Origin of the sequence: Bacillus sp. SIMBA_074, assembly GCF_046534555.1 — a bacterium.
GTDB classification, from domain to species: domain Bacteria; phylum Bacillota; class Bacilli; order Bacillales; family Bacillaceae_G; genus Bacillus_A; species Bacillus_A mycoides.
This window is the reverse complement of the sequence record NZ_JAWRYM010000656.1, coordinates 1-265: the sequence shown is the minus strand read 5'-3', so window position 1 is coordinate 265 and position 265 is coordinate 1. Positions and strand designations below refer to the sequence as shown.

The window sequence follows — 265 nt, the reverse complement described above, 5'->3', positions numbered from 1 at the left end:
ATGATGATACGCCGATACGTCGGAGTCAAACGGGAGAGGGCTTCTTCTATGAAGATCCGCTCGATGCTCTGCTCGTGAGGGAGCGTGTCTACACCTCGCGTTTGCTCGTTAGAAAGCTTTGTCGGGTCAACGAGCAGCCGTTTTTTACGCTTTTGTTCATCGATGCAGACGTGGATGAGGATACGAGTTAGCCACGTACTAAAATAGGCAGTCTGTTCTAACCGCGACAGCTTGAGATAGGAACGGCAGGTCGCTTCCTGAATCG

General features: G+C 51.3%; 1 protein-coding gene. It reads left to right on the top strand.

What is annotated here, in order from left to right:
* Positions 1-191, top strand: a 191-nt coding sequence (locus SB773_RS32390; protein ID WP_410594476.1) for a hypothetical protein, incomplete at its 5' end; no start/stop codon positions are given.
* Between the last annotated feature and the right edge of the window lie 74 nt (positions 192-265).